26 protein-coding genes are annotated in these 26150 nt (G+C 61.5%); 11 read left to right on the top strand and 15 right to left on the bottom strand.

The window, feature by feature from the left end; genetic code table 11:
• Window positions 1–3 precede the first annotated feature (3 nt).
• From ACXADQ_RS03050 to ACXADQ_RS03070, 5 genes are all read right to left on the bottom strand, one after another.
• Window positions 4–3372: an efflux RND transporter permease subunit gene (locus tag ACXADQ_RS03050; RefSeq protein WP_475315265.1), complete on the bottom strand. Its 3369-nt coding sequence runs from the start codon at window positions 3370–3372 to the stop codon at window positions 4–6.
• A 3-nt stretch (window positions 3373–3375) separates the two neighbouring features.
• A complete protein-coding gene (locus ACXADQ_RS03055; RefSeq protein ID WP_475315269.1) occupies window positions 3376–4833 on the bottom strand; it encodes an efflux RND transporter periplasmic adaptor subunit in 1458 nt (485 codons plus the stop codon).
• A 98-nt stretch (window positions 4834–4931) separates the two neighbouring features.
• Window positions 4932–5474, bottom strand: a complete 543-nt coding sequence (gene moaB / locus ACXADQ_RS03060; RefSeq protein ID WP_475315272.1) for a molybdenum cofactor biosynthesis protein B — start codon at window positions 5472–5474, stop codon at window positions 4932–4934.
• Window positions 5475–5476: 2 nt separating this feature from the next.
• Window positions 5477–6094, bottom strand: coding sequence for a LysE family translocator (locus ACXADQ_RS03065; RefSeq protein ID WP_475315274.1), 618 nt, complete (start codon window positions 6092–6094; stop codon window positions 5477–5479).
• Window positions 6091–6885 (bottom strand): uracil-DNA glycosylase, encoded by a 795-nt coding sequence (locus tag ACXADQ_RS03070; protein WP_475315279.1) that lies wholly within the window; start codon window positions 6883–6885, stop codon window positions 6091–6093. Before ACXADQ_RS03070 ends, ACXADQ_RS03065 begins: the two co-directional genes overlap by 4 nt.
• Before the next feature lie 125 nt (window positions 6886–7010).
• On the opposite strand from ACXADQ_RS03070, the gene ACXADQ_RS03075 reads away from it, so the two are divergent.
• From ACXADQ_RS03075 to plsY, 7 genes are read left to right on the top strand one after another with little or no spacing between them, the layout of a single operon-like run.
• On the top strand, window positions 7011–7967 hold the full coding sequence (locus ACXADQ_RS03075; RefSeq protein ID WP_475315284.1) for an aspartate carbamoyltransferase catalytic subunit: 957 nt from the start codon (window positions 7011–7013) through the stop codon (window positions 7965–7967).
• Window positions 7964–8515, top strand: a complete 552-nt coding sequence (locus ACXADQ_RS03080) for a hypothetical protein (protein ID WP_475315288.1) — start codon at window positions 7964–7966, stop codon at window positions 8513–8515. Before ACXADQ_RS03075 ends, ACXADQ_RS03080 begins: the two co-directional genes overlap by 4 nt.
• A 13-nt stretch (window positions 8516–8528) precedes the next feature.
• Entirely contained in the window at window positions 8529–8969 is a 441-nt protein-coding gene (locus ACXADQ_RS03085; protein ID WP_475315291.1) for a hypothetical protein, read from the top strand.
• On the top strand, window positions 8966–9496 hold the full coding sequence (locus tag ACXADQ_RS03090) for an aspartate carbamoyltransferase catalytic subunit (RefSeq protein ID WP_475315294.1): 531 nt from the start codon (window positions 8966–8968) through the stop codon (window positions 9494–9496). Before ACXADQ_RS03085 ends, ACXADQ_RS03090 begins: the two co-directional genes overlap by 4 nt.
• Window positions 9493–9960 carry a hypothetical protein gene (locus ACXADQ_RS03095; RefSeq protein ID WP_475315298.1) on the top strand — a complete coding sequence of 156 codons (468 nt, stop codon included), beginning with the start codon at window positions 9493–9495 and terminating at the stop codon, window positions 9958–9960. Before ACXADQ_RS03090 ends, ACXADQ_RS03095 begins: the two co-directional genes overlap by 4 nt.
• Entirely contained in the window at window positions 9957–11237 is a 1281-nt protein-coding gene (gene pyrC, locus ACXADQ_RS03100; RefSeq protein WP_475315302.1) for a dihydroorotase, read from the top strand. The genes ACXADQ_RS03095 and pyrC overlap by 4 nt, the downstream gene beginning before the upstream one ends.
• Window positions 11237–11842, top strand: a complete 606-nt coding sequence (gene plsY, locus ACXADQ_RS03105; RefSeq protein ID WP_475315304.1) for a glycerol-3-phosphate 1-O-acyltransferase PlsY — start codon at window positions 11237–11239, stop codon at window positions 11840–11842. The genes pyrC and plsY overlap by 1 nt, the downstream gene beginning before the upstream one ends.
• 30 nt (window positions 11843–11872) lie before the next feature.
• Here the strand turns inward: plsY and ACXADQ_RS03110 are convergent, their stop codons facing one another.
• The 3 genes from ACXADQ_RS03110 to ACXADQ_RS03120 form a co-directional block, all read right to left on the bottom strand.
• Window positions 11873–13243, bottom strand: coding sequence for a glutamate--cysteine ligase (locus tag ACXADQ_RS03110; RefSeq protein WP_475315306.1), 1371 nt, complete (start codon window positions 13241–13243; stop codon window positions 11873–11875).
• Between the two features lie 61 nt (window positions 13244–13304).
• Window positions 13305–13817, bottom strand: a complete 513-nt coding sequence (locus ACXADQ_RS03115) for an SHOCT domain-containing protein (protein WP_475315308.1) — start codon at window positions 13815–13817, stop codon at window positions 13305–13307.
• Entirely contained in the window at window positions 13814–14539 is a 726-nt protein-coding gene (locus ACXADQ_RS03120; RefSeq protein WP_475315310.1) for a 16S rRNA (uracil(1498)-N(3))-methyltransferase, read from the bottom strand. The genes ACXADQ_RS03115 and ACXADQ_RS03120 overlap by 4 nt, the downstream gene beginning before the upstream one ends.
• A 12-nt stretch (window positions 14540–14551) precedes the next feature.
• On the opposite strand from ACXADQ_RS03120, the gene ubiA reads away from it, so the two are divergent.
• The 3 genes from ubiA to ACXADQ_RS03135 are packed head-to-tail and all read left to right on the top strand — an operon-like array spanning window position 14552 to window position 17825.
• Window positions 14552–15523 (top strand): 4-hydroxybenzoate octaprenyltransferase, encoded by a 972-nt coding sequence (gene ubiA / locus ACXADQ_RS03125; protein ID WP_475315314.1) that lies wholly within the window; start codon window positions 14552–14554, stop codon window positions 15521–15523.
• 57 nt (window positions 15524–15580) lie between these two features.
• A complete protein-coding gene (locus ACXADQ_RS03130) occupies window positions 15581–17503 on the top strand; it encodes an OmpA family protein (RefSeq protein WP_475315316.1) in 1923 nt (640 codons plus the stop codon).
• A complete protein-coding gene (locus ACXADQ_RS03135; protein WP_475315318.1) occupies window positions 17496–17825 on the top strand; it encodes a hypothetical protein in 330 nt (109 codons plus the stop codon). The genes ACXADQ_RS03130 and ACXADQ_RS03135 overlap by 8 nt, the downstream gene beginning before the upstream one ends.
• Before the next feature lie 18 nt (window positions 17826–17843).
• Here the strand turns inward: ACXADQ_RS03135 and ACXADQ_RS03140 are convergent, their stop codons facing one another.
• From ACXADQ_RS03140 to pgsA, 3 genes are read right to left on the bottom strand one after another with little or no spacing between them, the layout of a single operon-like run.
• Window positions 17844–18287, bottom strand: a complete 444-nt coding sequence (locus tag ACXADQ_RS03140) for a molybdenum cofactor biosynthesis protein MoaE (RefSeq protein ID WP_475315320.1) — start codon at window positions 18285–18287, stop codon at window positions 17844–17846.
• A 2-nt stretch (window positions 18288–18289) separates the two neighbouring features.
• Entirely contained in the window at window positions 18290–18535 is a 246-nt protein-coding gene (gene moaD, locus ACXADQ_RS03145; protein WP_475315322.1) for a molybdopterin converting factor subunit 1, read from the bottom strand.
• Window positions 18535–19200, bottom strand: a complete 666-nt coding sequence (gene pgsA / locus ACXADQ_RS03150) for a CDP-diacylglycerol--glycerol-3-phosphate 3-phosphatidyltransferase (protein WP_475315324.1) — start codon at window positions 19198–19200, stop codon at window positions 18535–18537. Before pgsA ends, moaD begins: the two co-directional genes overlap by 1 nt.
• A gap of 189 nt (window positions 19201–19389) precedes the next feature.
• Between pgsA and ACXADQ_RS03155 the strand changes: the two genes are divergently transcribed.
• Complete coding sequence (locus ACXADQ_RS03155; protein WP_475315328.1) at window positions 19390–21171, top strand: histidine kinase N-terminal 7TM domain-containing protein; 1782 nt, start codon at window positions 19390–19392, stop codon at window positions 21169–21171.
• On the opposite strand, the gene uvrC is transcribed toward ACXADQ_RS03155, so the two are convergent.
• The 4 genes from uvrC to ACXADQ_RS03175 all read right to left on the bottom strand — a co-directional run bounded on the left by uvrC (window position 21172) and on the right by ACXADQ_RS03175 (window position 26063).
• The gene (gene uvrC, locus ACXADQ_RS03160; RefSeq protein WP_475315331.1) at window positions 21172–23052 is read right to left on the bottom strand and encodes an excinuclease ABC subunit UvrC; all 1881 of its coding nucleotides are present in this window, start codon (window positions 23050–23052) and stop codon (window positions 21172–21174) included. It lies immediately after the preceding gene.
• 303 nt (window positions 23053–23355) lie between these two features.
• Window positions 23356–24135: an SDR family oxidoreductase gene (locus ACXADQ_RS03165; RefSeq protein WP_475315336.1), complete on the bottom strand. Its 780-nt coding sequence runs from the start codon at window positions 24133–24135 to the stop codon at window positions 23356–23358.
• 17 nt (window positions 24136–24152) lie between these two features.
• Window positions 24153–25097, bottom strand: a complete 945-nt coding sequence (locus tag ACXADQ_RS03170; RefSeq protein ID WP_475315339.1) for a calcium/sodium antiporter — start codon at window positions 25095–25097, stop codon at window positions 24153–24155.
• Window positions 25098–25268: 171 nt separating this feature from the next.
• The gene (locus tag ACXADQ_RS03175) at window positions 25269–26063 is read right to left on the bottom strand and encodes a S49 family peptidase (protein WP_475315343.1); all 795 of its coding nucleotides are present in this window, start codon (window positions 26061–26063) and stop codon (window positions 25269–25271) included.
• Between the last annotated feature and the right edge of the window lie 87 nt (window positions 26064–26150).

The raw sequence follows: 26150 nt of genomic DNA on the forward strand, positions 1-26150 counted from the left end.
CGCTCAGGCGGGGCGACGGATCACCGTCACCAACAGCGACATCACATATAACACCACGACAATTCCCAACGCTCCGATCAGGAACAGGGCCAGCCCGCCCCCTGTAGTGGCAATGGTCAGCGAGGCCAGAATCGGGTGCGTTTGCCCTGTGACCACCGGCCAGCCCATCGTCAGCCCCAGCCATGCCGCCAGTGCCAAAACGGCCGTCCCCATGGGCAGCCACAGCCCTCGCACCCGTGCCGAGCGACGCAGAGCGGTAATATTCCGGCGCAAGTCATGCTGAATGGCAATCAGCGCGGGCACCACGACCAGAACCAGCAGCATCCCAAAGCCCAGTCCATAGACCAGCGTGATCACCGTGGGTCGCAGGAATGCCGCCTGTTGCGAGGTCTCGTACAGCAGCGGCGCCAGGCCCAGCACGGTGGTCAACGTCGTCAACATCACCGGGCGCAAACGATCCGAGGTGCCCTCGATAATTGCGGGGATCAGGCCCCGCTCGGCGGCATATTCGTCAATCGTGGTGACCAGAACGATCGAGTCGTTGATGATGATCCCCGTCATCCCGATCAGCCCCACGACGGTGAACATGGACAGCGGCACATCCCACAGCGCATGGCCATAGATCGTGCCAACCAAACCAAAGGGAATGATGGCCATCACCACCACCGGACGCGTCCAGCTGGAGAACACCCAGGCCAGCACCAGATAAATCCCCACCAAGCACAGTGTCAGCCCGGTCATGGCGTCATTCAGGAATTCGTCCTCTTGTTCGGACAAGCCGGACATGCGCCATTCAACCTGCTTTTCGCTGGCGATCTTGGGCAAGATCTCGGTTTCCAGCAGGCGGTTGATTTCCTCGGCGCGGGCGGGGTCATCCTCGGAAATATCCCCTGTGACCGAAATCAGCCGCAGCCCGTTTTCGCGCCGCACGGTCGAAAATCCCGAGCGCGTGTCGACGCTGACGATATCGGCCAGTGGCACATATTCCCCAAGATCCGTCCGCAGTTGCATCGTTTCCAGAAAATCGGCGGCCAGCTCTTCGTCGGGCAGTTCCACGCGGATCGTGGCGCTGCGCGGCCCATCCGGGAAGGTCGCGGCCTCTAGCCCGTTCAGACGATGACGCAGAACACGCCCCAGACCATCAATGGTAAAGCCCAGCGCCTGCCCCTGCGGTGTCAGTTCCAGGATGATCTCGTCCTTGTCATAGGACAGGTTGTCCTCGACGGCGGACACTTCGGGGAAGCGCAGCAGTTCTTCTTGCAGGGCTTCGCTGGCGGCCTTCAGCGTGTCGGCAGTGGCGCCGTAGAATTGCACATCCAGGGCCTCGCCCCCCGGGCCGGACCGCCAGCCACGGAAGCTAATGGTTTCAACCATCGGATGGCGACGCACCGCGTCTTGCAGTTCGGCGACGAAGGCAAAGCTGGAATAGGGGCGCAGATCAGCGTCAATCAGTTCAATCGAGATCCCGCCCAGTTGATCGGCATCCTTGGTGTCGGCCCCGGGCAATTGGCGCCCCGCATTCCCGCCCACCTCAGCGATCACATAGGTCAGAGGATTGGTGCCATGGCGCTGTTCATATTCGGCACCCAAGGCCTCGGTTGCGCGTTGAAATTCGCGCATCATGGCCAGGCTGTCCTCGCGCGTGGCCCCCGGCAGCATCGAAAAGTTCCCCGTCACGCTGCCCCGCTCAGGCGCATTGAAGAACCGCCATTGCACATCGCCCCGAATGAACACGGCCGCCTGACTGGCCAACAACACACAAGCAACCGCGATCACCGGATAGCGCGCCCGGATCACCCCAGCCGTCAGCGGCCGGAACAGGTTCGTACGCACCCAGCGGAACCCTTTGTTCACGGTGCGCGAGGGCCAATCGTACCAACGCTCTTTGGCGGCATGTTTCAGCGCGTGGGCCATGTGGTTGGGCAGGATCAGGAAACATTCAATCAACGAGGCAATCAGCACCACGATCACTGTGAAGGGAATGTCGCGGATCAGGTCTCCGAACCGCCCCCCCACGGCGGTCAGTCCAAAAAACGCGATAATCGTCGTCAGCGTGGCAGAAAATACCGGCAACGCCATACGGCGCGCGGCCGTTTCAGCGGCACCTGTCGGACCATGGCCGTTACGCGACAAGTGATCAGCGTGTTCACCCACGACAATGGCGTCATCCACCACGATACCCAGCGTGATGATCAGACCAAACAGGCTGATCATATTGATCGTCAGGCCAGCGGCATACATCAGCGCAATGGCCGTCAGCATCGACACCGGAATACCCGCCGCCACCCAAAAGGCCGTGCGTGCATTCAGGAACAGGAACAGCAGGATCAGCACCAACCCAAGGCCCATCAGGCCGTTCTCGGTCAGGATGTTCAGGCGCGCGGTGATCGCCTCGGCCCGGGTACGGATCAGTTCGATCGTCACCCCCTGCGGCAGCGTGGCCTCCATTTCGGTCGCGACCTGTTGCACCTGTTCCTGGATCTTGATCGCATCCCCCGTGTCCGAGCGATCCACCCGCACCGAAACTGCAGGATTGTCGCCTACGAAATACACACGGTTGCGATCACTGCCCAACAGGCTGATCTGCGCGACATCCCCAACTGTCAGGGTCGAGCCATCATCGCGCGTGCGCAGCGCGATATCCGAGATTTCTCGGACCGAGCGTTTCTCGACCCCTGTACGAACCCGCGCGTTGCCACCGCTGACGTCCCCAGCCGGGTCCGCATCGACCTCTTCTGCAATGGCGGCGGCGATCTGAGCGATCGTGACATCATGCGCCATCAGGTTCAGGCTGGGCACTTCGACCATGATCTGATTGGCCGCGACGCCACGCACCGTGGTGCGCGTCACGCCTTCGGCGAACAGGCGTGTCACCAACTCATCCGCGAACAGGCCCAGCTGATCCGGTCCGACGGGTCCGGTGATCACCACATCTGTCACCCGGTCGCGCCAGGCCGCGCGCTTGACCTTGGGGTCTTCGGCCTCTTCGGGCAGCGTGGTGACGGCATCGACTGCCGATTGCACATCATCCGCCGCGCGGGACATGTCCCAACCGGGTTCGAATTCCAGGTTGATCCGCGCCTTGCCTTCCGAGCTGCGGCTTTCGCTGCTGGCCACGCCTTCGACCACCAACAAGGCCGGTTCCAGAACCTGCACGATTGCGGCGTCCACGTCCTCGGCCCCGGCGCCGTCCCAGGTGACCGTCACCGTCACATCGTCCAGGATCACATCGGGAAAAAACTGCGCCCGCATTCGGGGGACAGCGGCCAGCCCCAACACAATCAGCACCACCAACAACAGGTTCGCGGCCGTTTTATGCCGAGTGAAATAGGACAGGATGCCGCCCGCCGCCGGAGGGATTGCGCGGATCATCGGTTAGCCCCCCATCCGGGATTCAAGCCGTTCGACCATTGCCGCGGGAACCTTGTCCTTCTCCAGTCCGCGCAGCAGACGGGTGCGGATCTCGGCGGGCATCCTCGAGTTGGCCTCAACAAACGCCACCAGCTTGGCGCGACGTTCTGCGGTCAGTTCGACCATCTCGGGCTCTTCGATCTGGGTGGCCGCTTCGCCGCGCAACGGGCGGACCTTGATGCCTGCGCCCAGCAAGGGCGTGCGTTCGGTCACGACCTCTTGGCCGATCAGATCCGGCGAGCGCACCAGAACGTCATCGCCCTGCCGCCGCACCAGACGCACATCAACCGAAGCCAGCCGGTCGTCCTCGCCCAAAACCAAAACCCTGTCGGCGGCATCCAGCGCCGTTGCAGGCAAGCGCACCACAAATTCGATGGGGGGTTCCTGCACCGACACGCTGACGAAATCGCCCGGTTTCAGCCCCCGCGCGTTTTCCAACCGCGCAAAGATCAACCGGCCGGTCTGGCCTTCGCCCACGGCTGCACTGTCACGATCAATCTGGCCCGTGGCCGTCAGGTTTTCGCCATACAGGTTCAGCACCACCGAGACCGGCGATTTGGCCAGCTGGCCATTTTCGTCCAGCAACCGCGCATATTGCGGGGTCGAAATCCGAAACGAGACCTCCAGCGCGTTGCCATCCACCAGCTCGGCCAGAACCTCGTTTTGCGAGACCAGCCCACCCTGCACCACGTTCACGTTGCTTAGCGAGCCGTCAAATTCCGCGCGGATCACGGTGTCGGCCAGGGTGCGTTTGGCCTCGGCCAGGGCAATGCCTGCGCGGTTCAGCGTCGTGTCGGCCTGATCGACACGGGCCTCGGCCTGAGCCAGGGATTGGCGGCGCGACACCACGGATTGCCGTGCCGAGGAGGCCGCCAGTTCGGCGGTTTCCACGGTTGCCTCGGTCGAGACCCCCCGCGCGGCCAGATCCTGCGCCCGTTTGAACGCGCGTTCGCGCAAGGCCGCCTGTTCCTCGGTTGCGGCCAGTTCGTCCTTGGCAAGCTCCAGCGCCCGGGCCGCCTCGCGTTTTTCCAGCTCGGCGTCCAAATGGTCAGCTTCGGCGCGTTCCAGTGCGGCTTCGGCGTCGGCCGGGTCAATCCGCACCAGCACATCCCCAGCCTGAACCAAACCACCCTCGGCGAAACCCTCTGCCAGTTCGATCACCGAGCCCCGCACAGCGGCGCGGATTTCCAGGGTTCGCATGGATTGCACTTCGCCATAGGCCGACAATTCCGGCCGCACGGTCTGAGCCACGGCCGGGATCACGTTCACCGCGAAGACGCGCTCTCTGATCTGCGGCGCCCGCGCCTCGCGCGACATGCGTTGCTCGAGGGCGTCAAACACCATCGCACCCGCATAGACCAACAGACCCAATGTCACGGCCACCAGAAACAAGCCAGTCAGGCTTTGACGCAGAAATCGCATTCGAATTCACCCTTTTCGCAGGCCCAGGCAGGGCTGGCATATAAACCTAGCGGCATATGTTTTTTTGCCAAGGCACAAGCGTGTTACGCTGGCCGCAGCTATTTCCGTCGCTTGTGTTCGTCCAAACGCGGAAAAATTTCGACAAAATTGCAGGGCATGTGGCGGTAATCCAGCTGGTATTGCAGGATTTCATCCCAGGCGTCCTTGCAAGCCCCGCTGCTGCCGGGCAGCGCAAACAGATAGGTGCCACCCGCAACGCCCCCCGTCGCGCGGCTTTGCACCGCCGAGGTGCCAATTTTCTGCATCGAGACCATGGTGAACACCGTCCCGAACGCGTCGATTTCCTTTTCATAGACGTCGCGATGGGCCTCGACGGTTACATCGCGCCCGGTCAGCCCCGTGCCCCCGGTCGAGATGATCACGTCCACGTCGGGATCCGCGATCCAGCGGCGCAGCTGATCGGCGATCTGGTCGCGCTCGTCCTGGATGATTTGGCGATCGGCCAGGATGTGGCCCGCCCCTTGCAGTCGATCCACCAGGGTCTGACCGGATTTGTCCTCGGCCAACCCCCGCGTATCCGAGACCGTCAGGATCGCGATCCGCACTGGAATGAATTCTTTGCTGTCGTCGATCCGCGCCATGTCTATCCCCTTTGCATCAACGCCAAACGCGCCGCCAATGCTACGAATATGCCCGCGCTGATCCGGCCCAGCCATGTGGCAAAACGGGCGTCCCCGGTCAGCTTGCGGCCAATCCCGCCCGCAAAGAGACCGACCAAGCCGTTGATGATGAACCCGCCCAGCGACAGAACGGCCCCGCAGATCAGGAATTGCGGCAGCACCGTGCGTGTGGGGTCAACGAATTGCGGAACAAAGGCCAGCACGAACAGGATCACCTTGGGGTTGGTCAGGTTGACGATGAACCCTTGGGCAAAGGCGCGGCGGGCTGAAACGCCCTGCACCGCCCCGCGCACCGGACCGGCGCGCAAGGATTGCCAGGCCAGCCACAGCAGATACCCGACACCGACCCAACGAATGACGTCGAACGCCCCCGGTAGGGCCGAGATCAGCGCGCTCAGCCCCAATCCGGCCGCCAAAGCATGAACGAACCCGCCCAGCGCAATACCACCGCTGGCGGCGATCGCCGGGCCCGGCCCGCTGCGCAGCCCCTGCCCCAGACAGAACATCATATCCGCACCCGGAGTCAGGTTCAGCGCCAATGCGGCAGGGATAAATGCCAAAAGCACCAGCGGGTCCATCACAGCCCCCCAAGCCGCGCTTTCAGGCTCAGCAAATCGGCCCAGGCCTCGCGTTTTGCCTGGGGTTGGCGCAGCAGATAGGCCGGGTGGAACATGGGCAGCGCGGGGGTGCCATAGGCCTCGGACCATTGGCCGCGCAGCCGGGTGATGCCGCGTTTACCCAGCCCCGCCTGACATGAGATATTGCCCATCAGCACCACGAAATCCGGCTTTACCAACGCCACATGCTTGCGCAGGAAAGGCAGCAGCATCTGGATTTCCTCGGGCTTGGGGTCACGGTTCTGCGGCGGCCGCCAGGGCAGGACGTTGGTGATGTACACAGCCTGCGCCGGATCATCCGAGCGCCGGTCCATCCCGATCGCGTCCAGCATCCGGTCCAGCAACTGCCCGGCGCGGCCCACAAAAGGACGGCCCTCGCGGTCCTCATCGCGGCCCGGGGCCTCGCCAATGATCATCACGCGCGCCGCGGCATGGCCATCGCAGAACACCAGGTTCCGGGCACCGCGTTTGAGCTCGCAATGGTCAAACTGCTGCATGGCTGCGCGCAATTCGTCCAACGATCGCACCCGCGCCGCCATATCCTTGGCCACAGAGACGGGATCGACCTTGGGCTTGGGCGCCGGGGCCGTTTGCGCCCCGGCCTTAGGCGCCGGAGCAACCTCGGCCAGTTTGCGCGCTTCTTCGGCGGCGGCGTAGCGATCAATAGGGGCATCGGCCAGCGCCTCGTCTGCGCCCAGCTCGATCTGCCACTCTAGAAGAGCAAGCGCCGTATGATAGTCCATCGCCGATTCCATGCGCCCAACCCTATCTCGGCCCGCGCCCCTGCGAAAGCCAGCAAATCAGCCCCCGCGACACCGGCTTATCTTGCCCCCTGCCATGGCCCCACATATAAGCAGGGCAAGCAAATCTGGAGGCGGCGATGACGTTCACGCAAAAGCATCTTCTGGGGATCGAGCCCCTCCACCCGACCGAGATCACCGCCGTTCTGGACCTGGCCGATCAGTATGTCGATCTGAATCGGCGCGACGTGAAACATGCCGATGCGCTGGCCGGGCTGACGCAGATCAACATGTTCTTCGAAAATTCGACCCGCACGCAAGCCAGTTTCGAGCTGGCAGGCAAGCGACTGGGCGCGGATGTGATGAATATGGCGATGCAGGCCAGCAGTATCAAAAAAGGGGAAACCCTGATTGATACCGCCCTGACGCTGAACGCGATGCACCCCGATCTGCTGGTGGTGCGTCATCCTCATTCGGGCGCGGTGGACCTGCTGGCGCAGAAGGTGAACTGCGCCGTTCTGAACGCCGGGGATGGCAAGCACGAACACCCCACGCAGGCCCTGCTGGACGCGCTGACCATCCGCCGCGCCAAGGGCCGCCTGCACCGCCTAAACATCGCCATCTGCGGGGACATCGCCCACAGCCGCGTGGCCCGGTCCAACCTGATCCTGCTGGGTAAGATGGAGAACCGCATCCGCCTGGTTGGCCCACCGACCCTGATGCCCAGCCAGATCGATCAGTTTGGCTGCGAGGTCTATCACGACATGCGCGAGGGCTTGCAGGACGTGGACGTGGTGATGATGCTGCGCCTTCAGCGCGAACGCATGGATGGCGGCTTTATCCCCTCGGAACGCGAGTACTATCACCGCTATGGTCTGGACGCCGAGAAACTGAGCGTGGCCAAGGACGACGCCATTGTCATGCACCCCGGCCCAATGAACCGTGGCGTGGAAATCGACGGCGAGATCGCCGATGACATCAACCGCTCGGTCATTCAGGAACAGGTGGAAATGGGCGTCGCCGTGCGCATGGCCGCGATGGACCTGCTGGCCCGCAACCTGCGCGCCGCCCGCCAGGAAACCGAGGTGATGGCGTGAGCGACCGGATCGAGGTTCCAGCCAGTGAAACGGGCGTTGTGCGCCTGTTCGCGGTGGACCTGCCCCCCGAAGAGATCGAGGATTTCGCCGATTTCGAACGCGAGGGCTGGCCGCTGATCTCGGCCTTGGGCATCTATGATCTGAACCCCTCGTATGTTGAAATCTTTCCGGTTAAACAGCTGGATGACATGGGCCTGGCCGCCTATCTGAGCGAGGCCTACAACATCGATCCCGCCGATCTGCGCGACGACCGTACCGTGCTGAACAACGTTCGTGGGCACGTGGCGCTGATCTCGTCCCCGGCGTTTCGCGGCAAGGCGCAAACCTTGCGGCTGCACCACCCTTTGCGCTGGCTGGGCACCTGGTCGGAACCCCGCCCCGAGCTGGACCTGACCCCGATCCAGACGGACTCGGCCAAGGGCACGACGGGCGATGTTGGCCCGGCCGCCAAAGCCCCGAAATTCCCGCGTTGGCTGGGCTGGCTGTTGCCGCTTGCGGGCATTGCCATCGGAACGCTGATTTTCCTGCTGTCCCCACACAATAGCTGACCAAGAGGCAGACATGTACGGATCCCTCACCCCCAACTACGAACTGCAAGACGGCGAAGAGCTGCTGTTGCAGATCCATTCGGACCGGGCCGCCTACTGGCGCGATCACGCCTGGATGGCGGCCATTGCGATGGCTGCTGGGATGGTGATCCTGTTCTTCATGGGCAACCCGCATGTCTGGACCGGCGCGATTGGCGGCTTGGCGGCGATTGCGGTGCGCGCGTTTTATGTGGCCTCGGACGAGCTGAAGGCCCGCTGGGACCTGACCAACCAACGGCTGATGGGCCCGCAGGGGCGCTCGGTGCGCCTGTCCGAAATCAAGGAATTTCGTTCGCTGGGGTCTGCTCTGCAGATCATCACGCTGTCAGGCGATAAGCACCTGATGAAATACCTGGCCGACAAATCCGCCACCCGCGCCGCGATCGAGCGCGCCCAGACAGGAGCACGCCCATGAGCGGATGGGAGGGCATTCTGGACCCGGGCGAGGAAATCCAATGGCAGGGCCGCCCAGATACCGCCCCTGTACTGACCCCCGGATCGCTGGGCAAGATGGTCTTTGGATTGTTCTTTGCCGGATTTGCGGTGTTCTGGATGATCGGCGCGGCCTCGACGGGTGGCCTTTTCTGGATGTTCGGGTTGATCCACTTTTCTGTTGGGATCGGATTGATGGGCGGCGGCATGTTTTGGCCCGGCATCAAGGCGCGATACACGTGGTACTCGCTGTCCAATAAGCGCGCCTTTATCGCCACGGATTTCCCCTGGGCCAGCCGCAAGCTGCACAGCTATCCCATCAGCGCGCAGACCTCTTTGTCCTTGGATGATGGGCCGTTCAAATCGGTCTTCTTCGCCAGCGAGGAATACCGCGTCAAAGGGCGCACCCGCACACGCCGCATCGGGTTTAAACGCATCCCAGACGGACGTGCAGTTTATGACCTGATGCGCAATATCCAGCGCGCTGATCGCAACGAGGACCGCGCATGACCCTGTGGACACAAACCTTGGACGAGGTCATCACGACCCATCCCCTGTACGGGCTGACGGCCAAAGGTCCAATGCCCGCCATTCTGGGCATACTGGGCGGCTTTGGCCTGTGGATGCGATACGAGGCGCCCTTGCCCGGCATTCTGATCGGGCTGTTGCTGATCCTCATGCCCTGGCTGGTGACGCGTTTCATTGACCGCCGCCGTATCCGGTTTGAAATCGCCCCCGGACAGGCCACCCGTTTTCAGGGCGAAATCGAGCAGGCTCTTTCGTTCGGCACCGCCGTCGATTACACCCTGATCCGCGGCCCGATCCGCAAGGCGCTGAACCTGCCCGGGGTGCTGCGCCTGAACAGCCAGACAGGTGTGATGCGCAGCTGGAGCCTGACCTGGCCCGTCGCCGCCCACAACATGGCCGTGCTGGACTCGGCCCTGACCAAAGCCCTTGAAGGGAAGACCACATGACCACGACACTGATCACCAACGTCCACATGATCGACCCACAGGCCAGCGCGATCGAGCATGGCTCGATCCTGTTGCAAGACGGCAAGATCGCCGCGCATGGCGCCGAAATCGCGGTGCCCGAGGGCGCGACGGTGATTGATGGACGTGGCAAACACCTGGCGCCGGGGATCGTGGATATCGGCGTCAAAGTCTGCGAACCGGGCGAGCGCCACAAGGAAAGCTTTAAATCCGCGGGGCAAGCCGCAGCCGCCGGGGGCGTGACCACCATCGTCACCCGTCCTGACACGTTGCCGGCCATCGACAGCCCCGAAACGCTGGAATTCGTCACCCGCCGCGCACAAGAGGCCGCGCCCGTGCATGTCGTGCCAATCGCCGCCCTGACCAAAGGCCGCGAGGGGCGCGAGATGACCGAGCTGGGCTTCCTTCTGGACGCGGGCGCCGTGGCGTTTTCCGACGGTGACAACGTGGTCACCAACACCAAGGTTTTCAGCCGCGCGCTGACCTATGCCAAATCGCTGGACGCGCTGGTGATCGCCCATCCGCAGGAACCGATCCTGTCCAAAGGGGCGGCCGCGACCAGCGGCAAATTTGCATCCCTGCGCGGGTTGCCCGCCGTGACCCCCATGGCCGAACGGATGGGGCTGGATCGCGACATCGCTCTGCTGGAAATGACCGGTGCGAAATACCATGCCGATCAGATCACCACCGCCCGCGCCTTGCCCGCGCTGGAACGGGCCAAGCGCAACGGGCTGGACATCACCGCCGGGACCTCGATCCACCACCTGACCCTGAACGAACTGGACGTGGCCGACTATCGCACCTTCTTCAAGGTGAAACCTCCGCTGCGCTCCGAAGACGACCGAATGGCCGTGATCGAGGCCGTGCGCGGTGGGCTGATCGACATCATCAGCTCGATGCACACGCCGCAGGACGAAGAATCCAAGCGCTTGCCCTTTGAAGAGGCGGCCTCGGGTGCGGTGGGGCTGGAAACCTTCTTGCCCGCAGCGCTGCGCCTGTATCACGCGGGCGATCTGACCCTGCCGCAGCTGTTCCGCGCCATGTCGCTGAATCCGGCCACGCGTCTGGGCCTGCCCGGTGGTCGCCTGAGCACCGGTGCCCCCGCCGATCTGGTGCTGTTTGACGCCGATGCGCCCTTTGTCATGGATCGGGCCAAGCTGCTGTCGAAATCCAAGAACACCCCATTTGACGGTGCGCGGATGCAAGGTAAGGTCCTGGCGACATTCGTTGCAGGCACCCAAGTCTTCGGAGAGCTGTGATGCCCGAGATGACCTCGACACAAACCGTTTTGCTGCTATGGGCCTTGATCGGCTATGGGCTGGGTTCGATCCCGTTCGGCATGGTGCTGGCCAAGCTAATGGGGCTGGGCAACCTGCGCTCGATCGGGTCGGGCAATATCGGGGCCACGAACGTGCTGCGGACGGGCAATAAACTGGCCGCGTTTCTGACCCTGCTGCTGGATGGGGGCAAGGGCGCCGCCGCGGTGCTGCTGGCGCGCAGTTTTGCCGCCGAGGATGCCGCGCAGATCGCCGGGGGGATGGCGTTTCTGGGCCATTGCTTCCCGATCTGGCTGAAATTCAAAGGCGGCAAGGGCGTGGCAACCTTTCTGGGCCTGCTGCTGGGGCTGGCCTGGCCCGTCGGGCTGGCGGCCTGCGCCACGTGGCTGTTGACCGCAGTGGTGCTGCGGATTTCCAGCTTCTCGGCGCTGATGGCTGCTGCGCTGTCCTCGATCTGGATGGTGGTGTTTGGCTATGGCCACATGGTCGCGCTGGGGGCCATCCTGACCCTGCTGATTTTCTGGACGCACCGCGCCAATATCGGTCGCATTCGCGCCGGCACAGAACCTAGGATCGGCCAGAAATGAATAGCGCCCCGACATGGGGGGGCCTTCACATCAATAGCTGAACTCTTGGTAGATCTTGCTCAGATCCCCATTCCAGTCGCCGTTATAGCGTTCCAGAAGTTCATCCGCCGGGGTCATTCCGGCTTCTAGACTGTCTTCCAGCGCGTGCAGGAAATGGCGTTCATCCTGAACCATTCCGCCCAGCCCGCTGCACTGACGGGCGATCAGGCCTTTGCGCGAAATCTCAAGCACGCGGGCGGCCAGGTCGATCATCTTTTCACCACCAACCTCAGCCTGTAAGCCGTGGACCGAGGCCTCGACCCGCCAGGCCTCGCGCGTTTCGGCATCCCAGTCTTTGACCAGATCCCAAGCCGCATCCAGGCTGGATTGATCATACATCAGTCCCACCCAGAACGCTGGCAGAGCGCAAATCCGGCGCCACGGGCCACCATCGGCGCCGCGCATCTCCATGAATTTCTTGATCCGCGCCTCGGGGAAAATGGTGGTCAGATGGTCGGCCCAATCTGACAGGGTCGGCGTCTCACCGGGCAGCGCGGGCAACTGGCCCTTCAGGAAATCACGGAAGGACTGCCCCAGCGCATCGATGTATTTTCCGTCGCGATAGACGAAATACATCGGCACATCCAAGGCGTAGTCCACGTATTGTTCAAAGCCAAAGCCCTGATCGAACACAAACGGCAACATTCCCGTGCGATCCGCATCCAGATCACGCCAAACGCGCGAACGCCAGGATTTGTGACCGTTGGGCTTGCCTTCGAAAAACGGCGAGTTGGCAAACAGCGCCGTCGCCACCGGCTGCAACGCCAGGGCAACGCGGAATTTCTGAACCATGTCCGCCTCGGAGGCGAAATCCAGGTTCACCTGCACGGTGCAGGTCCGATACATCATCGATTTGCCCATGGTGCCGACGCGATCCATGTAGTCGGTCATCAGCTTGTAGCGCCCCTTGGGCATCATCGGCATCTGTTCATGCGTCCAGATGGGGGCCGCGCCCAGCCCGATAAAGCCAACACCCACTTTGTCTGCGATGTCTTTGACGTCGCGCAGGTGCTCGTTCACCTCGTCACAAGTCTGGTGAATGGTTTCCAGAGGGGCACCGGACAGTTCCAACTGCCCACCCGGTTCCAGACTGACATTAGCCCCGTCTTTTTCAAGGCCAATCAGCTTGCCGTTTTCTTCCAGCGGGGCCCAGCCGTGACCGTCCCGCAGGCCTTCAAGCACCGCCAGGACCGAGCGTTCGCCCTCGTAGGGGATCGGTTTCAGCGTGTCCTTGCAATAGCCGAACTTTTCGTGCTCGGTCCCGATGCGCCAGTCGTCTTTTGGTTTGCAGCCGGATTCCAGATACTCGGCCAGCTGGGCCATGTTCTCGATCGGCCCGCCGCCAGATTGGGGAATGGACATGTCTCGCTCCGGTCTTAAGTCCCTCAGGTCCGGCCAGAATTGCGGCCTATCGCCGGCAAAGTCAATGCAGCGCAGTCAGGTTTCGGGACCAGATCACAACATCGTTTTCGCCCGGCTTCTGCAATGCACCAAGCAGCGATTCCATTCGGATTCCGGGCAGGCTGGCAAAGACATCATACAAGGCCTGCGCCCCGCTGGCATCCACCGGAATGCTCAGCGGGTGAAAACCGCGCGCAAACAACCGCCAGCACTGCGAATTCCCGTTTGAGATCAACGTGATCCGGGTCAGATCATCAATGGGCAAAACGATCCCGCCGTCGGGGCTGAAATAGGTAATTGTCCCCTCGTCTACATCGACGTGGCCCAGGCCTCCGGTGCCGCGCCAGAACCGGGCCCGGCGAATGCCCAACACCAGAAAGGCCCCTCCCGCGATCACCAAAACCCACCCCAGCCACATCAAGACGCCAAAGGTGGTCAACGCCCACCAAAGCCCAAGCGCGATGATCGCCAATGCCGTCAGGGGCTCGGCCCAGCGCGACAGTTCTTTCATTGCGTTTGGTCGGATCAGGCTCATGCGCCCCAGTCCCCAAGCGCCTGTTGCCAGATGGTCAGCGCTGCCACGGCTGCCGTGTCTGCCCGCAGGATACGCGGCCCAAGGCTGACCACGTGGGCATAGGGCAACCCATGCAGGCGTTTGCGTTCGGCGGGGGAAAAGCCGCCCTCGGGACCAATCAGAATGGCCCATTTTCCGGGATCGGCTGCGGTCAGATCGCGGGCCTGACCGGCCTCGGCCTCGTCACAGAACATCAGCTGGCGATCTTCAGGCCAGTCGGCCAAGAGACGGTCCAGTTTTTGCAGATCCGACACCTCGGGGACATAGGTGCCGCCGCATTGCTCGGCGGCCTCTGTGGCATGGGCCTGCAACCGGTCCTGACGGATACGTTCAGAGTTGGTAAACTCGGTCTGCACTGGCATGATCCGCGCCGCGCCCATTTCGGCGGCTTTCTCCACGATGAAATCGGTGCGCGCCTTTTTGATCGGTGCGAACAGCAACCACAGGTCCGGCGGCATCTGCAAAGGTTTGGTCTGCTCCTGACAGGTCAGCTCGCCCGCTCGCTTACCAGCCTTGGTCGCCTCGGCGCGCCATTCCCCATCGCGGCCATTGAACAAGGCCACCTGCGCACCCGTCTGCTGGCGCATCACGCCGAACAGATAATGCGCCTGATCGCGGTCCAGCGGAACCGTTTGCCCATCGCCCAAGGGATGGTCTACATAGAGGCGGATTTTCACAGTCATGGACCCATTCTTATGCCCGAACCCACGCATATGCCAGAGCCAGAGGGCCAGGTTTCCGACGCTGTGAAAGGCAATTGGGTTGACCATCGCGCGCCGGCGTTCACACGCCCGTATCTCAGGCTGTCACGGGCGGACCGGCCCATCGGGACTTGGCTGCTGTTACTGCCCTGCTGGTGGGGTTTGGCGCTGGCGATCCTGCATGACGGTCAGGTCGGGTTGTATGATCTGTGGATCTTTGTCGCTTGTGGTCTGGGCGCGTGGCTGATGCGCGGCGCCGGGTGCACGTGGAACGATATCACCGACCGGGATTTCGATGGCGCGGTAGAGCGCACCAAGTCCCGCCCGATCCCCTCAGGTCAGGTGACTGTGAAACAGGCTGTGGTGTGGATGGGCGTTCAGGCGCTGATTTCCTTCGCGATCCTGCTGACCTTTAATACGGCCGCGATCCTGATGGGGGTGCTGGCGCTGCTGCCGGTTGCGATCTATCCCTTTGCCAAGCGCTTTACCTGGTGGCCACAGGTCTTTCTGGGTCTGGCGTTCAACTGGGGGGCCATGCTGGCCTGGGTCGCCCATACCGGCAGCCTGCATATCGCCCCGCTGATCCTGTATGTGGCCGGGATCGTCTGGACGCTGTTCTATGACACCATCTATGCACACCAGGACAAAGAGGATGACGCCCTGATCGGGGTGAAATCCACCGCCCGCTTGTTTGCCGAAAACACCCCTGTATGGTTACGCCGCTTTTTGATGGCAACCGTGATCCTGATGGGGCTGTCCATCTTGGTCGCGATGTCTGGCCAGGCCGACCGCCCGTTTGCGATATTGGTCGCGCTGCTGGCGCCTTGGGCGCTGGGGGCACACCTGATGTGGCAGATGCGGGTTCTGGATATCGACGACAGCGCGATTTGCCTAAAGCTGTTTCGCGCCAACCGCGATGCGGGGCTGATCCCTTTGCTGTTTTTTGCCGGTGCGATGTTCCTGTGATTGCGCTGCGCCGCGGTGCCCCTTAAAGACACTAGGAACTAACGACCGACAGGGCCCATGCGACTATCTTCTATCGCCATCATTTCGGCAACCTTCGGGGCAGCGGCTGTCCTGTCCGGTATCGGTGCGGGCTTTGCCGTGAATGTGGTCGAGGATCAGTCCGAACTGGGTGTGCGCCGCGCGCTGGATGCGCAACTGATGCATTGGGCCGAGGTCGAGGCCAACGGATTGCAGGTTTTCCTGACAGGCGAGGCCCCATCCGAAGCCGTACGGTTTAACGCCCTGTCCACTGCTGGCACCGTTGTGGATGCCGCCCGTGTGATTGACCAGATGTCGGTCAAGGACAGCGCGGATTTGCTGGCGCCCACGTTCTCGGTTGAAATTCTGCGCAACGACAGCGGCATTTCCCTGATCGGGCTGGTGCCTGCCTCGACCGACCGCGCGACCCTGTTGAAAATCATTCGTCCCCTGGCCGCCGAAGGCCGCGCGACCGATCTGCTGGAGGTCGCCGATTACCCGGTGCCGACCGAGTGGGACCAATCCATGGACTTCGCGCTGGAGGCGCTGGAGTTCCTGCCGCGCAGCAAAATCTCGGTTTCGGCGGGCATGGTCGAAATCAAAGCCATGGCCGACAGCGCCAAAAGCAAGCGCAAACTAGAAAGCGATCTGAACCGACGCGTCCCCGATGATGTGGTTCTGAATCTGGATATCACGGCGCCGCGCCCGGTGATCACTCCCTTTACCCTGCGCTATGTGATCGACGAAGGCGGCGCCCGGTTCGATGCCTGCTCTGCCGAAAGCGACACAGCGCGCGACCGGATCCTGAACGCCGCCTATGCGGCCGGTCTGGAGGGCAACGCAACTTGCACCGTTGGCATGGGCGTCCCGTCCCCAAACTGGGCCACGGCGGTGGAACAATCCATCAAGGCCCTGTCGGACATGGGGATGGGCTCGGTCACATTCTCGGATGCGGACATCACGCTGATCGCCGCTGAAACCACCTCGCCTGCGCAATTCGATCAGGTCATCGGCGAGCTGGAAAACAACCTGCCCGATGTCTTTGCGCTGCATTCGGTTCTGACCAAACCCGCCGAAACGGACGTGGCAACCGAAATCCCTGAATTCACCGCGACGCTTTCGCCCGAGGGCCTGGTGCAGCTGCGTGGCCGCCTGAACGACGAAACAGTACGCACCACCGTCGAAACCTTTGCCAAGGCCCGGTTTGGCAGCGACGCGATCTATAACGCGGCCCGTCTGGACGAAGACCTGCCCAGCCGCTGGAGCCTGCGCATCCTGACCGCGCTGGACGGTCTGTCGCGCTTGTCCAACGGTCTGATCGTCGTGACGCCCGAGCTGATCTCGATTTCCGGTAAGACGGGTAACACCGAAACCAATGCCGAAATCGCCCGCATCTTTGCCAACCAGCTGTCTGAAACTGACCGTTTCCAGATCCGCGTGGAATATGTCGAGGCGCTGGATCCGATCGCGTCCTTGCCGACCCCGGAAGAATGCGAAGCAGACGTGGCCGAGATCCTGAAAACGCGCAAGATCAACTTTGAACCTGGCTCGGATAAACCTGATGCCGAGGCCACGGGAATTCTGGATGACATCGCCAATGTGCTGCGCCAATGCGAAGCGCTGAAGATGGAGATCGGCGGACATACCGACAGCCAGGGCCGCGAGGAAATGAACCAGGCGCTCAGCCAGCGTCGGGCCCAGGCAGTTCTGAATGCGCTGCGTGAACGGCAGGTGCTGACGGCCTCGTTCTCGGCCAAGGGCTATGGGGAATCGCAGCCCATCGCTGACAATGACACCGCCGAAGGCCGGGACGCGAACCGGCGCATCGAAATAAAGCTGATCCGCCCCGAACCCACGGCGGAAAACGAAACCACGCTTGAATCGATGGAACAACCAGCCCAAGACAACGCTCAGTCAGAGCAGGCCGAACCGACGGCCGAAGGAGGATCAGACGATGGATAGACTGAAGTTCATCATTGTCACCGCAATCGTTCTGTTCATCGCCTTCTGCGTGGGTTGGTTTGCCAACTGGCTGATCCACCGCTTTACCCGCGTATCCAAATCCGACATGGGCGAGCTGGAGAAAATGGCGCAGGAGCTGCACGAGGCCGAGGAAACCCGCGATCAGGCCATCACCTATTTGCAGCAGCGCGAGGCCGAGCTGACCAACCAGCTGGCCCAGACCGAGGCCGAGCTGTCCGCCACCATGGATGGCTTGCGCGAGGCCCGTCACGAAGCCGAAGAGCTGCGCGCCTATATCGAAAAAGCAAACGCGCCCGATTGATCCGCGACCAGCGGGTCACTACCAGCGGGTCAGCGCCGCTTCATCCTCGTCTTTGGCGGCAACCCAATCGGCGCCGGACGCGGTAAATTCCTTCTTCCAGAAGGGCGCGCGGGATTTCAGGTAATCCATCAGGAATTCAGCGGCCTCGAACGCGTCTTTGCGATGCCGCGAGGCCGTGGCCACCATCATGATGCGCTCGTTTGCGGCCATGGGCCCGAAGCGGTGGATGATCAGAACATCGCCCAAGGACCACCGCTGGCGGGCCTCGGACTCGATCTTTTCCAGCGCCTTTTCGGTCATGCCGGGATAGTGTTCGATCACCATGCGATCCAGGCTGTCCCCGGGCAGATCGCGGACGATGCCGGTAAAAGTCACAACGGCGCCCATATCGGTCTGCGCATTGGCAAAGGTCTCGGTTTCCGCGCCCAGATCGAATGGCGCGGCCTGCACGCGAACCGCCATAGTCAGCCCCCCGTCATCGGCGGGAAAAAGGCCACCTCGCGCACGCCCTCAAGCGGGGCATCGAAATCCGTCAGTTCCTGATCCACGGCCACCCGCAGCGCGGACAGATCGGCAAATGCTGCGGCATAGCGCTCCTCGCGGGCGATCAGTTCCGCCACCAGATCCGCAACGGTTGCGGCCTGCGTGTCGACCTGTTCACGCGGGATGCCAATCCGTTCCCGGACCCATGCGAAATACAAAACGTCCATCAGCTTTCATCCCGCAGATGCGGCTGCGCCTTGCGAAAGTAATCCCAGCCCGTGACCATTGTCAGAACAGCCGCGACCCACAGCAGGATCAGCCCGGCATAGCCGCTGTAAATCATACCATCCAGTTTCCAGTTCAGCCCTTGCAGGTCCTCTTCGCGGCCCGCCAGAATGTCCTCGACCATGGCCGCATCCATGCCATAGCTGGACATGCCGAAATAGTGCTCGAACACGCCTTGCAGGAACAGGACCGCAATCGCGGTCATCTGAAAGGTGGTTTTCCACTTGGCCAGCTTGGTCACCTTGAGCGTCCCCGCCGTGTCACCCAGATATTCGCGCAGGCCCGATACGAACACCTCGCGGAACAAAATGAACGTGGCCGGCAGCACCAGCCCCGGCGACATCGAGGAATAACCCACAATCACCATCAGGGCGATCACCACCATTGCCTTGTCCGCGATCGGGTCCAGCATGGCGCCGATTTTGGTCTCTTGTCCCCACAGCCGGGCCAGATAGCCATCGAACCAGTCGGTGACCGCCGCTCCGAGGAACAGCATCAACGCAAACCAATCGGCATAGGGGCGTGTGAAGTACAAGAACATCAGGGCCACGCCTGGCGCAGCCAGCAGACGAATGACCGTCAGGATATTTGGGATCGTCCAAGTCATGATGCTTCCTAACCCGTTAACACTCGGCTGGAAAGCACCCTTTCGTCCCGGGACAGCGTGATAAGCGGCAACAATACCCCGGTATGCGCCATAACTAGCCCAAGTTTTGACACATAGCTGCAAGATATTTTGATCGAATTAAGTAGATTTTCGAGGCCCCGACGCGCGGCCAATCCAAGGAAAAGACCTTTGAGCTGTCTGGCACCAGACATCATTGACCTGCCCGTTATCGGGACTCTGATCGTTTTGATCGGATCGGTGTTGTTCGCCCTGTGGGTCTGGCACCAACATCAGTTCCCCGGCAAACGATCCTTCATGGCCGCCGAGATCGGCATGCTGTGGTGGGTCTTCACTGCGATGATGGAGCTGTCGAACGCCAGTCTGGACTGCAAGATCCTGTGGTCGCAACTGGCCTGGCCCGGAATTGTACTGATGCCATCGGCCTGGGCGATGTTCCTGTTTCACTACTCGCTTGGTCAGGATGATTCCCTGCCCCAGCTCAAGAAATTCGCGATTTTTGTTGGCCCGACCCTGATTTCGATCGTCGCGTTCACCAATGATTTTCACCACCTGCTGTACGGCCAGGGCACCCGCCTGGTCGAGGTCGACGGTCGCATGTCCGGCCAGTTTGATCACGGGCCGTTCTTCTTTGTTGCCGTCAGCTATGTCTATGCGTTCATGATGGCCTCGGTCGCGATCAGTTTTGCAACGCTGCGCCGGGCCAAGCCCACGCTGCGTCCCTTCTTTGTGACTCTGTTGCTGATCACATTGGTGCCACTGGGGGGAAATGCCGCCTATATCCTGTGGGGCGTGACCCTGTTTGGGTTTGATCCAACTCCGTTCATGTTCTCGTTTGTGCTGGCCGCCTTTGGTTGGCTGATCGTGAACAACCGGATGATGGACATCACCACAATCGCGCGCGATCTGCTGTTTGATGAAACCAACACGCCGACGCTGATTTTCGACGACGAAGGCCGCCTGTCTGGCCTGAACAAACCCGCCAAGCGCCTGCTGGAGGGCGAAGACATCCGTGTCGGCGCCCCGCTGACACATCTGCCGCAGATCGGGCCGCTGGTGAGCAAGGTCGTCAAATCCGGACGGTTGCCCGCGCATCATTCGGTCGTGTGGGGGCGCCACACCTATGACCCGCGCTTGCATCCGCTGGCCAGCCCGATCAATCCTCGCGGTCCTGCGGTTGGCTGGACGTTGACCTTTGTCGATATCACCGAACAACAGGCCCATGCCGACCTGATGGCCCGGGCCGCGCAACAGGCGGAAACCGCCAACCGGGCCAAATCCGATTTTCTGTCAACTGTCAGCCACGAGCTGCGCACGCCACTGACCTCGATCCAGGGGGCGCTGGACATCGTGCAGCTGACCGACCAGGACGCGCTGCCTCAGCAAACCGCGCATCTGATCGAGATCGCGGCCAACAACACCCGCCGCCTGAAAACCCTGATCGATGACCTGCTGGATTTGCAGCGGATGGAGCAAGGGCTGATGGAATTCCACATGGAGCAGATGGACCTGGTGCCGCTGATCAAAGACGCCATCATCGCCAACAAATCCTATCTGGACAAATTCAAGGTCGAGGCCGTGGCAGAATTTCCCGACACGCCGACCCTGGTTCACGGCGACCAGAAGCGCCTGTCGCAGGTGATGAACAACCTGCTGTCCAACGCGGCCAAGTTTTCAGACGGGGGCACAAGCATTGAAATCATGCTGCGCAGCCGCGGAGATCAGAATGAAATTCTGGTGCGCGACCATGGCGTCGGCATCCCTCCGGGATGCGAGGACAAGGTATTCGGGCGTTTCAGCCAGGTAGATTCCGCCTCGACCCGCGCCCGTGGCGGCTCGGGTCTGGGGCTGAACATCACGCAAGAGATCCTCGAAGCCCATGACGGCGCCGTGCGCTATGAAAGCACGCTTGGCCAGGGCACCACCTTTATTGTGACGCTGCCAGCGGCCTGATCAGCCCTTTTCGTGAAAGAAGTTGTAGATCGTTTCGGCCATCGCGTCTGAAATGCCTTCGACCGCTTTCAAATCCACCAGATTGGCGCGGCTGGCCGCTTTGGCTGATCCAAAATGCGCCAACAGCGCCTTTTTGCGCGCGGCCCCAACCCCGGGCACCTCGTCCAAGGGCGTCGCCGAGACGGATTTCGCTCGTTTTGCCCGATGGGTGCCGATTGCGAACCGGTGCGCCTCGTCGCGCAGGCGCTGCACGAAATACAAAACCGGATCGTTCATCCTCAGCGCAAAGGGGCGCTGGCCGGGGCGATGGAATTCCTCTTTGCCGTGATCCCGATCCACCCCTTTGGCCACACCAACCATGGGAATGTCTTCGACCCCGAAATCCTGCATGATTTCCAAAACCGCACTGACCTGACCGGCCCCGCCATCAATCAGCAACAGGTCAGGCCACAGCCCTTTGACGCGATCCGGATCGTCCTTCAGCAAGCGTTTGAAGCGCCGCGTCAGCACCTCTTTCATCATGCCGAAATCATCTCCGGGGGTCAGATCTTTCCCCTCGATATTGTATTTGCGGTACTGGTTTTTCACGAACCCGTCCGGGCCGGCCACAATCATGCCCCCCACAGCATGGGCCCCCTGGATATGCGAGTTGTCATAGACCTCGATCCGCTCTGGTGGGCCCTCCAGATCAAAGGCCTCGGCCAGGCCTTTCAGCAGCTTGGATTGCGCCGCGGATTCCGACATTTTCCGGCCCAGGCTTTCGCGGGCATTGCGCGCGGCCCCGGCGACCAATTCGGATTTTTCGCCCCGTTGCGGCACCAGGATGTCCACCTTGCGCCCCAGTTTCTGCGTCAACGCCTGCTGCATCAGATCCATGTTCTCGATGGGATGGGACAAGATCACCTGTCTGGGCGGTTCCTTGGTGTCATAGAACTGACCCAGAAAGGCCTCCAGCACCTCGGCCTCTTCGATCTCGGGCCCGACACGCGGGTAGAAATCGCGGTTCCCCCAGTTCTGACCGGCGCGGATGAAAAACACCTGTACACAGGCCTGCCCCGCCTCAAGATGCAGGGCGATGATATCGGCCTCGCTGACGGTGCGCGGGTTGATCCCCTGCGCGGTCTGCACCTGGGTCAATGCCCTGATCCGGTCGCGCAGGGCGGCGGCGCGTTCGAATTCCATCGCGTCCGAGGCCTCGGCCATTTGGGCCGCCAGATTTTCCTGAATCCCGGTCGAGCGCCCCGACAAGAACCGCTGGGCATCCTGAACAACGCTGGCGTATTCCTCGGCGCTGATTTTGCCAACACAGGGGGCCGAGCACCGTTTGATCTGATATTGCAGGCAGGCCCGGGTCCGCGAGGCGAACTGTGAATCCGGGCAGTCCCGCAGCAGGAACGCGCGCTGCAACTGGCTGAGCGTGCGGTTCACCGCCCCGGCGCTGGCAAAGGGGCCGTAATAGGCGCCTTTCTCTTTCTTCGCACCGCGGTGTTTTTTGATGCGCGGGAATTCATGCCCCGTTGTGACCAAGATATTGGGAAAGGATTTGTCGTCGCGCAGCAGCACATTGTACAGCGGCTTCATCTGCTTGATCAGGTTTTGTTCCAGCAGCAATGCCTCGGTTTCTGTCTTGGTGGTCAGAAACATCATCTTGGTGGTTTCGCGGATCATCCGCGCGATGCGCTCGGAATGGCCGGAAAGGCGCGCATAGTTCGACACCCGCGCGCGCAGGTTGCGCGCTTTGCCCACGTACAGAACCCGCGCCTGCGCGTCCAACATCCGGTACACCCCCGGCGAGCTGTCCAGCATCTTCAGATAGGATTGGATCAGCTTGTGGCCGGTCAGGGTCGAATTGTTGGCTGGGTTGTCTGGCAAATCATCCATCATCGTTCAAAAGTTATGATTCTCTGGGCTGGGCTGCAATCTTTGGCCCCCTTGGGCAAGCGTTATTCCGTCCACCAAACCTGTGGATAAGTCTGCCGATAACTTGTCGGTATCCGCAAATTTCCCTTGTTTCAGGGCGGTTTCCGTGATTTGCACAATAAATAAGCATATATTTAAGCCTCTGTTTTCATTGAACAATAAATTTAACACTTAGCAAAATATTGAAAACATTGACGTTTTTGTAACGCTTTTGAAACGAAGCCGTTACCCGTGCACAACTTTCGGATAGGTGCAGGCGAAATGCTACTCGAGCCCCAGAATATCCGGTGTTTTCCAGCCCAGATGCTGCCCACCATCAACACACAGCAATTGGCCCGTCACACCCGGAGAATTGAGGAAATATCCAAGCGCTCCGGTGATGTCAGCAGGGTTCGAGCCGCGCTCGAGAATCGTGGCTTTGCGCTGTCGCTGAAAATGATCCTGCGTCTGCCGCCCACCTTGTAGGGTCGGTCCGGGCCCAATGGCATTCACACGCACGCGGGGCGCGAGACCTTGGGCCGCCGTCTGCGTGAACGCCCACAGCCCCATCTTGGCCAGTGTATACGTCATGAATTCGGGCGTCAGCTTGCGCACGCGCTGATCGATCATGTTGATGACCAATCCCTGCGCAATGGGCTCTTCGAACGCGTCCAGCGTCGGGTCGGGCACATGCGCGGCCATGGCTTGCGTCAGGACGAACGGGGCGCGCAGATTGGATTCGAAATGGCGGTCCCAACCTTCGCGCGTCGCTGTTTCCAGCCGGTCGTATTCAAAGATCGAGGCGTTGTTGATCAAACAGGTCACCGGCGTGCCAAAATGGGCCGTGACAACGGGCAGCAACGCCTGCACCTGGGCCTCGTCCAGCAGATCCGCATGAAAGGCATGGGCCTGCACACCTGCCGCTTGCAGCGCTGCTACGGTCTCTTGCGCGGCGTCCTCGGAGCTTGCGTAATGCACCGCCACGTCATAGCCACGCGCCGCCAGATACTCTGCCATCGCGCGGCCAAGTCGCTTGGCCCCACCCGTCACCAATGCAAGAGGCATGTCAGGTTCTCCGTTACTCAGGTCAGTACGCTGAGAACATAGATGACATACAGCGACGTCAAGACCACACCCCAGATCCGGTTGATATTCCATTTCAGGAACACAAACGGGAACAACAACAGCGACGCGCCCAGCATCACCCACAGATCAAACCGCAAAAAGGCCGGATCCACGGGGATCGGATGCACCAACGAGGCCACGCCGATGATGGCCAGCAGGTTGAACATGTTGGACCCGATAACGTTGCCCAACGCCACATCCGCCTGTCGGCGCAGCGCTGCCATGACCGTGGTGGCCAGTTCCGGCAAAGACGTCCCGATGGCCACCAGCGTCAGCCCGATCACCGTTTCACTGACGCCGAAATCCCGCGCGATCGAGGTCGCGCCCTCGAGCAGCAGGTTCGCGCCCAAAGGCAGGCCAATCAGGCCCAAGATCAGGAACAGGATGATCTTCCACCAGCGCATTTCGGGGTCTGCGCCTTCGGGGTCTTCAAGCTCGTCATCCTCGCCCGCAGCGCGATGCGCCCGGGCATCGCGCACAGCATCCAACAACACAAAGGCCAGCGCCAGCACCAGCACGACGCCGCTGATCCAGTTGAACTCGCCCAAGAAAGCCAGGGCGATGAACAAGACCGAGCCCGCAATCATCAGAACATAGCTTTTGCGGGTCTCGCAATCGGCCGTGTGCATGGTCGCCAGCAGCGCCGGAACGCCCAAAACCAGCAGAATATTTGCAGTGTTGGACCCCACGACATTGCCCAAAGCGATGCCGGGCACGCCCTCAAGCGCGGCCGTGATCGAGATCAGCAGCTCGGGCGCCGAGGTTCCAAAGGCCACGATGGTCAGACTGACGATCAAAGCCGGAATCCCAATCCGCAGGCTGAGATTTACCGCCCCGCGCACCAGCGCGTCCCCGGCCAACAAAAGGATCACCAGGCCGACCCCGGCAAACACCCAATCCATACTCAGCGCACTCCCTTTTCGCAGGGACACGGGCCGCTGCCAATTCTGAAACGGCCGCAATTCGGGCAGCGTTTGGATTGAAGTTTCTTCTGACCAGGAAAGCGCATTTTGCCGAACATGGCCAAAACGGCCATACCGACCAGAAACAGAGAGATGATCTTGAAAATCACGTCAGAGCCCGAAACGCGCGTAGGCGGCGCGCTCCTCGATGCTGCTTAGGGCATCGTCGGTCAGCTGTGCGCCAAAACGCTGCAACAGCCCGCGCCGACGGCCATAGCGAATGAACCGCACCTTGTCGCCGTACAGCTCTTTTAGCTTGGGTTCGACATGGGCCAGCCCGTCGATCAGCCCCAGCGCAGTGGCCTTTTCCCCCAGCCAGACGCGCCCGGTAAACAGATCCGGATCATCCGCCAGCTTGGCACCACGGCGATCGCGCACATAGGTTTCGAACCCAGTATGCATGTCGCCCAGAATTTCCTTTAGTCGCTCAACATCTTCGGGCTTTTCCGGTTTGAACGGATCCATCATGGATTTGGACTTGACCGAGGTATGCACCCGCCGTTCAACCCCGTGCTTGGCGATCAGCTCGTGCGCGCCAAACCCGGCCGAGATCACACCGATGGACCCCACGATCGAGCCGTAATCCGCCCAGATATCATCCGCAGCGCAGGCCAGCCAATACCCGCCCGAGGCCGCGACGTCCTCGACAAAGGCGTGTACAGGCACGTCCTTTTCTTTCGACAAGCGTTGAATACGCGCGGCGATCAGCGCCGATTGCACGGGCGAACCACCCGGCGAGTTGATGATCAGCGCGACGGCCTTGGGTTTCCCCTTGCGAAAGGCGCGTTCGATAATCGGAGCCATCGCCGCGTCGTTCAGAGGCGCGCGTCCAGACCCGATCATGCCTTGCAGGCGTAGCACTGCGACGCGTGGCGGCGACTTAACGAAGGGGATAAAGCGTTTCATAGATGCTCATGTAGAATGCCGGGTCGCGACAAACAAGGCGGGGCCATGCATCACCTTGCGCAAGGAGGCACGAAATCGTTGGGACGT

It is taken from the genome of Thalassovita sp. ABM4_323 (genome assembly GCF_056158665.1).

Bases quoted from the DNA above. Each gene is read 5' to 3' on its own strand.
- plsY (WP_475315304.1), top strand. From the start codon at position 11,237: ATGCCCGAGATGACCTCGACACAAACCGTTTTGCTGCTATGGGCCTTG.
- ACXADQ_RS03050 (WP_475315265.1), bottom strand. From the start codon at position 3,372: ATGATCCGCGCAATCCCTCCGGCGGCGGGCGGCATCCTGTCCTATTTC.
- ACXADQ_RS03095 (WP_475315298.1), top strand. From the start codon at position 9,493: ATGACCCTGTGGACACAAACCTTGGACGAGGTCATCACGACCCATCCC.
- ACXADQ_RS03170 (WP_475315339.1), bottom strand. From the start codon at position 25,097: ATGGATTGGGTGTTTGCCGGGGTCGGCCTGGTGATCCTTTTGTTGGCC.
- ACXADQ_RS03175 (WP_475315343.1), bottom strand. From the start codon at position 26,063: ATGAAACGCTTTATCCCCTTCGTTAAGTCGCCGCCACGCGTCGCAGTG.
- ACXADQ_RS03070 (WP_475315279.1), bottom strand. From the start codon at position 6,885: ATGGAATCGGCGATGGACTATCATACGGCGCTTGCTCTTCTAGAGTGG.
- ACXADQ_RS03130 (WP_475315316.1), top strand. From the start codon at position 15,581: ATGCGACTATCTTCTATCGCCATCATTTCGGCAACCTTCGGGGCAGCG.
- ACXADQ_RS03165 (WP_475315336.1), bottom strand. From the start codon at position 24,135: ATGCCTCTTGCATTGGTGACGGGTGGGGCCAAGCGACTTGGCCGCGCG.
- ACXADQ_RS03140 (WP_475315320.1), bottom strand. From the start codon at position 18,287: ATGGCGGTTCGCGTGCAGGCCGCGCCATTCGATCTGGGCGCGGAAACC.
- ACXADQ_RS03090 (WP_475315294.1), top strand. From the start codon at position 8,966: ATGAGCGGATGGGAGGGCATTCTGGACCCGGGCGAGGAAATCCAATGG.
- pyrC (WP_475315302.1), top strand. From the start codon at position 9,957: ATGACCACGACACTGATCACCAACGTCCACATGATCGACCCACAGGCC.
- ACXADQ_RS03075 (WP_475315284.1), top strand. From the start codon at position 7,011: ATGACGTTCACGCAAAAGCATCTTCTGGGGATCGAGCCCCTCCACCCG.
- pgsA (WP_475315324.1), bottom strand. From the start codon at position 19,200: ATGACTTGGACGATCCCAAATATCCTGACGGTCATTCGTCTGCTGGCT.
- ACXADQ_RS03085 (WP_475315291.1), top strand. From the start codon at position 8,529: ATGTACGGATCCCTCACCCCCAACTACGAACTGCAAGACGGCGAAGAG.
- moaB (WP_475315272.1), bottom strand. From the start codon at position 5,474: ATGGCGCGGATCGACGACAGCAAAGAATTCATTCCAGTGCGGATCGCG.
- ACXADQ_RS03055 (WP_475315269.1), bottom strand. From the start codon at position 4,833: ATGCGATTTCTGCGTCAAAGCCTGACTGGCTTGTTTCTGGTGGCCGTG.
- ACXADQ_RS03135 (WP_475315318.1), top strand. From the start codon at position 17,496: ATGGATAGACTGAAGTTCATCATTGTCACCGCAATCGTTCTGTTCATC.
- ACXADQ_RS03110 (WP_475315306.1), bottom strand. From the start codon at position 13,243: ATGTCCATTCCCCAATCTGGCGGCGGGCCGATCGAGAACATGGCCCAG.
- ACXADQ_RS03120 (WP_475315310.1), bottom strand. From the start codon at position 14,539: ATGACTGTGAAAATCCGCCTCTATGTAGACCATCCCTTGGGCGATGGG.
- uvrC (WP_475315331.1), bottom strand. From the start codon at position 23,052: ATGGATGATTTGCCAGACAACCCAGCCAACAATTCGACCCTGACCGGC.
- ACXADQ_RS03115 (WP_475315308.1), bottom strand. From the start codon at position 13,817: ATGAGCCTGATCCGACCAAACGCAATGAAAGAACTGTCGCGCTGGGCC.
- moaD (WP_475315322.1), bottom strand. From the start codon at position 18,535: ATGGACGTTTTGTATTTCGCATGGGTCCGGGAACGGATTGGCATCCCG.
- ubiA (WP_475315314.1), top strand. From the start codon at position 14,552: ATGCCCGAACCCACGCATATGCCAGAGCCAGAGGGCCAGGTTTCCGAC.